This is a genomic window from Pseudomonas abyssi (assembly GCF_003444685.1).
GTDB lineage: Bacteria > Pseudomonadota > Gammaproteobacteria > Pseudomonadales > Pseudomonadaceae > Halopseudomonas > Halopseudomonas abyssi.
The window spans coordinates 202139-208505 of sequence record NZ_LMAZ01000004.1; the positions used below are offsets into that span (position 1 = coordinate 202139).

At 63.7% G+C, this 6367-nt stretch carries 5 protein-coding genes; 2 read left to right on the forward strand and 3 right to left on the reverse strand.

Features of this window, described 5'->3' with window-relative positions; all coding sequences use genetic code 11:
* The first annotated feature begins 195 nt into the window (after positions 1-195).
* On the forward strand, positions 196-1203 hold the full coding sequence (locus ASB58_RS13865; RefSeq protein ID WP_118131283.1) for an adenosine deaminase: 1008 nt from the start codon (positions 196-198) through the stop codon (positions 1201-1203).
* A gap of 39 nt (positions 1204-1242) precedes the next feature.
* Here the strand turns inward: ASB58_RS13865 and ASB58_RS13870 are convergent, their stop codons facing one another.
* The 3 genes from ASB58_RS13870 to ASB58_RS13880 form a co-directional block, all read right to left on the reverse strand.
* Positions 1243-3150, reverse strand: a complete 1908-nt coding sequence (locus ASB58_RS13870; RefSeq protein ID WP_118131284.1) for a beta-ketoacyl synthase — start codon at positions 3148-3150, stop codon at positions 1243-1245.
* Positions 3151-3320: 170 nt separating this feature from the next.
* On the reverse strand, positions 3321-4076 hold the full coding sequence (locus ASB58_RS13875; protein ID WP_118131285.1) for a substrate-binding periplasmic protein: 756 nt from the start codon (positions 4074-4076) through the stop codon (positions 3321-3323).
* Between the two features lie 74 nt (positions 4077-4150).
* Positions 4151-4525 carry a cupin domain-containing protein gene (locus ASB58_RS13880; RefSeq protein WP_118131286.1) on the reverse strand — a complete coding sequence of 125 codons (375 nt, stop codon included), beginning with the start codon at positions 4523-4525 and terminating at the stop codon, positions 4151-4153.
* Between the two features lie 195 nt (positions 4526-4720).
* On the opposite strand from ASB58_RS13880, the gene ASB58_RS13885 reads away from it, so the two are divergent.
* The gene (locus ASB58_RS13885) at positions 4721-6220 is read left to right on the forward strand and encodes an aldehyde dehydrogenase (protein WP_096004540.1); all 1500 of its coding nucleotides are present in this window, start codon (positions 4721-4723) and stop codon (positions 6218-6220) included.
* The last annotated feature ends 147 nt before the right edge of the window (positions 6221-6367 follow it).

Genomic DNA, 6367 nt, shown 5'->3' on the forward strand with positions numbered 1-6367 from the left:
GGGGGGCTGGGCAAGTAGCCCCCCTTGGCTCGCCGAGAAGGCGAAAGGCTGACTAAGCAACCGCGCCATTGATAGGCAAGGCAACTGCCGGGCCTCGGATGGATATGATCCGCATGCAGGACAGCAAACCCGCCCTTGGCATATCCTTTGCTGCATGAACTGCACGTTCGTGCAGCAGGATTCCAGGAGTTGCCTATGTCCTTCCCCGATACCGATTTTCTCCGTGCGCTGCCCAAGGCCGAGCTGCATATGCACCTTGAGGGCAGCCTCGAGCCCGAGCTGATGTTTGCCCTGGCCGAGCGCAACGGCATCACCTTGCCCTACGCCGATGTTCAGGCGCTGCGGGGCGCCTACGAGTTCGGCAACCTGCAGGAATTTCTTGATCTCTATTATCAGGGCGCTGATGCGCTGCGCACCGAGCAGGATTTCTATGATCTGACCTGGGCCTACCTGCAGCGCTGCGCGGCGGATGGTGTGGTGCACGTCGAGCCCTTCTTTGATCCGCAGACGCACACGGTACGCGGCATTCCTATCGCGCTGCAGCTGGCCGGCATCTCCCGTGCGTTGGCTGACGGGCAGGCCCAGCTGGGTATCAGCTCACGGTTGATTCTCAGTTTTCTGCGGCATCTAAGCGAAGAGGACGCCATTGCCACGCTGCAAGAGGCGCTGCCGCTGCGCGAGCACTTTGTGGCTGTTGGATTGGACAGCTCCGAGCAGGGCAATCCGCCGGACAAGTTCGAGCGGGTGTTTGCCATGGCGCGCGAGGCCGGTTTTGCGTGCGTTGCCCACGCCGGCGAAGAGGGGCCCGCCGAGTACATCGAGCAGGCGCTGGATCTGCTCAAGGTGATGCGTATTGATCACGGTGTGCGCTGCGTTGAAAGCCCGGCACTGGTGCAGCGACTGATTGCCGAGCAGATGCCGCTGACGGTGTGCCCGCTGTCGAACACGCGCCTGAAGGTGTTTGCCGACATGGCCGAGCACAACATCCTTGAGCTGCTCGGGCAGGGCGTGAAGGTGACCATCAACTCGGATGATCCGGCCTACTTTGGCGGTTACCTGCTGGCCAACTTCGAGGCCGTGCGCGATGCGCTGAACATGACCCGCGAGCAGGCTGTCGCGCTGGCGCGCAATAGCATCACGGCGAGTCTGCTGAGTGAGGCCGAGCAGGCCACGTGGCTGGCAAAACTGGCCGAGGCGGCCTGAGGCAGGAGCGGGGCACGGCAGGCCGTGCCCCGCGGTCAATCAGTCCAGCATGTCCTTGAAGCGCTCATCGGTGCGGAAGGTCAGCGCCTTGTTGAAGCCGGGCACCTGAATCTGCGCATCGCTGATCTGGATCGCGGACTCGTCGATCATGTTCTGACCGAAGTTGTAGATGATATCCAGCTGGCCCTTGAGCGCGCGCTGGTTGTAGGCCTCGGCCGCAGCGCGGGTCTGTTCGCGGCGCTGCTGCCAGGCCTCGAATGCCTCGGCGCCGTAGCGTTTTTTCAGCATCCGTTCGACGACCGTCGGGGCGATCACCACGGCACTGGCGTTGTTGCCGCCAAAGCCCTTGGAGTTGATAAAGCCCACTTCCAGCGGCAGTGCGCTGCGGTCGACATCGCGCGTGCTGATCAGCAGGCGCTGCTGGTGCACGTCATCGGCGACCTGGTCGATGGTCTTGATGCCCGGGATGATCTGGTACTTGAAGCTGCCCAGGGTCGCCACCAGTTGGTCGGCGCTGGCGCTGGCCAGTGAGTGGCCGACGTAGGCCTTGACCGCCGCGATGGGCCAGCTCTGGATGCCGAAGGCTTCGGCCACGCGGTCGAGGATCTCCGATTCGGTGACCCGGTTGGCTGGTGTGCTGGAGCCGTGCGCGTGGACAAAACTGCGTTGCTGCACGGCCTGCGGGCCAACAATCTGCATGGCGCTGTGCACGGCCTTGGCCATGGTCAGGTAGTTGCCGGGGCCAGGCGCAGAAATCGACTTCTTGAAGCCGTCGGCGTTGATGAACACGTCAGGTACCGCGCCGTGGATGTCGGCGCCCAGTTCCATCGCCAGGGCGTCGTCCATCAGCACGAAGAACTGGCCGGACTCGGCCAGGGTAAAGCCGCAGTTGGCGCTGAACGGGCGGCTGGCGCGACGGAAGTCGACCTCTTCGCTGCCGCCGATCTGGCGCAGGCCGTCTTCGGTCGCCAGTGCGCCCATGGCGCCGTAACCCTCGATGCATTCCTGGGTAATCGGCGCTTCCCCGTTGCCGACCAGCACCACGCGGGCGCGGCCGCTGGTGATCATGTCGCTGCCTTTCTGCAGGTTGTAGAGGAAGCTGGCGCAGGCGCCGGTGATGGCGCCGGTGGTGCCGACGCTGCCGAGAATATACGCATTGATAAAGTCGGCCGGCATGCTGTTGAGGCCCAGTGCCAGTTGCTTGGCGCTGACCCGGCCGCCTTTCAGACGCGACTGCATGAGACCGCCGAAGCTGTTTTCATCCAGCTGGCTCATGGCGCTGCTGGCGAATACGGCGACTTCGTCGGGCTCCACGGCATTGGCGATGGTCTGCCAATCGATACCGACCGAGCGCAGGGCGTCGGTGGCGGCGACGATGGTCAGCTGCAGGCCGCGTGGGTGGAAACGCGAGGCGTAGAGTTCGCCCGGCTCCAGGCCGCTAGGCAGCTGCCCGGCGGATTTAACCGGCAGGGCGCGAAAGCTGTCGACCTTGAGATCGCAACCATCGTACACGGTGACCATCACGTCACTGTCGTTCAGCGGCTCGACTGCCCAGTCGCTCGGCAGTGGCTCGGGCAGCTGCTTGGCGAGGGTGATGAAGGAGAACGGCTTGCCTGCTTCGCCGGTCACGGTCAGGTTCTTCTGCCAGTGCGCCGCATCGACATCCAGATAGCGTTTTTCAATGCGTCGTACCAGGGTGCTGTCGAGCACCTGCTGGCCGAAGCGCTGCTCAACCTCGGCGGCGCTGAGCGATTGCTCGTCGGCGTCCAGATACTGATCGCCCTCGACTCGCACCAGCTTCATCAGGACGGCCAGCCCGACGAGTGTCTGCTGGCGCTCGGCAGCAGGCAGAGACTCGATCACCATGCGGCGGAAACCATGGTGGAATGAGCTGCGGCCGGCGGCGTTGTAGCCGCCAAAGCCGACGATGACCGGTAAACGCGACATCAGGCTGAACTCCTCGCTGGGCCCGGGCCTGCGGGTTAGCAGGCAGGTTGGCGATCAGATGTTGCCAACGGGGCTGGGGTTTGTTGGTTGGGATGTCATTGCTGACGAGAAATGTAACCGCCTGGTCACGTTTAGACCAATGTGTTTTTTGTAATCAGGCCCCTGCGCGCCTAGGGCGAATAGGCTGTTGTTGCCAGAATGCGCTGCACTTCGCCGCGTTGCTCCAGGGCGCTGAAAGCCGCATCCAGGCGCTGCAGCAGTGCCTGGCCGTCAGGGAAGGCGCGGGAGACAAACAGGTAGACGGGGATCTGTACCAGCGGGTCACTGGTGATACTGTTGTCGGGCAGATTCTCCAGCAGGCCGCGCATGGGGTCGGCATAGTCGATCAGGTAGTGCGCGCGATCATGCAGCAGCATCTGCAGGCCGCTGGAGTGGCTTGCCGCGTGGGCAACGCGGGCGCCCGACGCCGGCGACATCAGCTGCTGCGCCAGCGCGCCGTAGGTGTAGCCACTGATCAGGATCACGCTCTTGCCGGCCAGCTCGGCGGGCTGGCGAACCTGAGGCTGCTGCGGTTTGCGATAGATGTTCAGCTCGACGGTGAAGATGGGGGCTCTGCCGCGCAGGCTGGTGCGGGCCATCTCCGGATGCCCGGCGCCGCCCATCGACACCGCCGTCTCACCCCGCTCCAGGCGCTGATACAGCCGCGCAGCCGGATAGCCACGAACAATGTGGGGTTGCTCTGCCTCGGCGAACAGCGCTGCTACCAGCTCCAGTACCGGGCCGCTGGGCTCGTTGCGTTCATCAATCTGAAAGTACGGCGGAAAGTCCGCCAGGGCGAACTCCACCGGCGCAGCTTCCTGCGCGTACGCCGTATGCGTTGCTGCCAACATCAGCAGCAGGCCGGCAAGAGTCTGAAAATGTTGCACCGCAGTGCCCCGTCCTTGACTGTCTCGCCCCCACGCTAGGCGTTTACCGGCGGCGGGTCAAACCTGAGCTGCCTTCAGCGTGCCTGATCGGCGCCCGGCTCGTAGATCACATAGACCTTGCGGGTGCGCTGACGTACCTCCCAACTGCCGCTGAAACCGGCGGGGATGACGAAACGGTCACCGGCGCGCAGGAGCCGGGTGTTGCCGTCGGCATCGTGGAGCACGGACTCGCCCTCCAGAATTTCGCAGTACTCGTGTTCGCTGTAGCTGACTGTCCAGTGCCCTGGCTCGGCCTCCCAGATACCCGTACTGAACTGTCCGTCGGGGCTGCTGTAGTGATTCCGCACGTTTTGCGAGGGGTCGCCGCTGATGATCTTGGCGTCGTCGGGGCGGTAGTGCTCGGCCGGCGTGTCGGCGTTGGCGAAATCGATGATGCTGGCGATAGTCATGGAAGACTCCGAGGTTGGAGGGGCAATGATGTTTGGATTCTATGTCAAAAAAAACAAACGTAAAGCAACCTTTGCCGCCTTGTTGAGGCGCTCATCTGCCAGTTTGTCAAAAATATTGAAATATTGTCGTCGCCTGATTACTGTTGCCTGCATTGTCCCGCGCGCCCCGAGCGGCGCCCTCGTCAGGAGCAGAACATGAGCAAGGCAGTCAGTCGGCAGGATTGGGAGCAACGCGCGGCGGCGTTGCAGGTTCAGGGGCAGGCCTATATCGGCGGACAGTATCAGCCGGCGGCCAGCGGTGAGACGTTCGAGTGCGTCTCGCCCATCGACGGCCGCGTGCTGGCGCAGATTGCCAGTTGCGATCAGGCCGACGCCGACCAGGCGGTCGCCAGTGCCCGCGCCACCTTTGACAGTGGCGTCTGGTCGCGCAGTGCGCCAGCCAAGCGCAAACGCATCCTGCAACGCTTTGCCGACCTGATCGATGCCCACTGCGAGGAGCTGGCACTGCTGGAGACGCTGGACATGGGCAAGCCGATTGGCGACTCGCTGGCGGTGGATATTCCCGGCGCGGCGCGCTCGATTCGCTGGTGCGCCGAGGCGATCGACAAAATTTACGATGAGGTCGCGCCTACGGCGCACGACGAGCTGGGTCTGGTGACCCGCGAGCCGGTGGGGGTGGTCGCCGCTATCGTGCCCTGGAACTTCCCGCTGCTGATGGCCAGCTGGAAACTGGGCCCGGCGCTGGCCAGCGGCAACTCGGTGATCCTCAAGCCGTCGGAAAAGTCGCCGCTGACCGCGATCCGCATTGCTGCACTGGCGCTGGAAGCCGGCCTGCCAGCAGGTGTGCTGAACGTGTTGCCCGGCTACGGACACACCGTGGGCAAGGCGCTGGCTTTGCACATGGATGTCGATACGCTGGTGTTTACCGGCTCGACCCGCGTTGCCAAGCAGCTGATGATCTATGCCGGTGAATCGAATATGAAGCGCGTGTGGCTGGAGGCCGGCGGCAAGAGCCCGAACGTGGTCTTTGCCGACGCGCCGGACCTGGACGCCGCCGCCGAGGCGGCGGCCAGCGCCATCGCCTTCAACCAGGGTGAGGTCTGTACCGCCGGTTCGCGCCTGCTGGTCGAGGAGTCGATTCGCGAAGCGTTTGTTGGCAAGGTGGTCGAGGCGCTCAAGCGCAGCTGGGCACCGGGCCACCCGCTGGACCCGACTACCAGTGTGGGGGCGCTGGTCGATACCACCCAGATCGACACCGTGCTGCGCTACATCGAAGCGGGTCACGCCGACGGCGCCACCCTGAAGCTGGGTGGCAAGCGGGTGATGGAAGAGACCGGTGGCCTGTTTGTCGAGCCGACCGTGTTCGACGGCGTGACCAACAGCATGCGTATTGCCCGCGAGGAAATCTTCGGGCCGGTGCTCTCGGTCATCGGCTTCAGCAGTTTTGACGAAGCCATGCAGATCGCCAACGACACCATCTACGGTCTGGCCGCCGCGGTCTGGACCAGTGATCTGTCCAAGGCCCACCGCGCCGCCCGCACCCTGCGCGCCGGCAGCGTCTGGGTCAACCAATATGACGGCGGCGATATGACCGCGCCCTTTGGTGGCTTCAAGCAGTCCGGTAACGGCCGCGACAAGTCGCTGCACGCCTTCGACAAGTACACCGAGCTGAAGGCGACGTGGATCAAGCTCTAAGCAGCTGCAAGCGGCAAGCTTCAAGCTGCAAGCAAAACCCGCGTAGCATCGAGCTGCGCGGTTTGCCTCGCAGTCTTGCATAGTAAAAAACGAAACAATCGTTGACGGCCCCGCCGCGCAACTCATCCTTTTGCAAGCTTGCAGCTT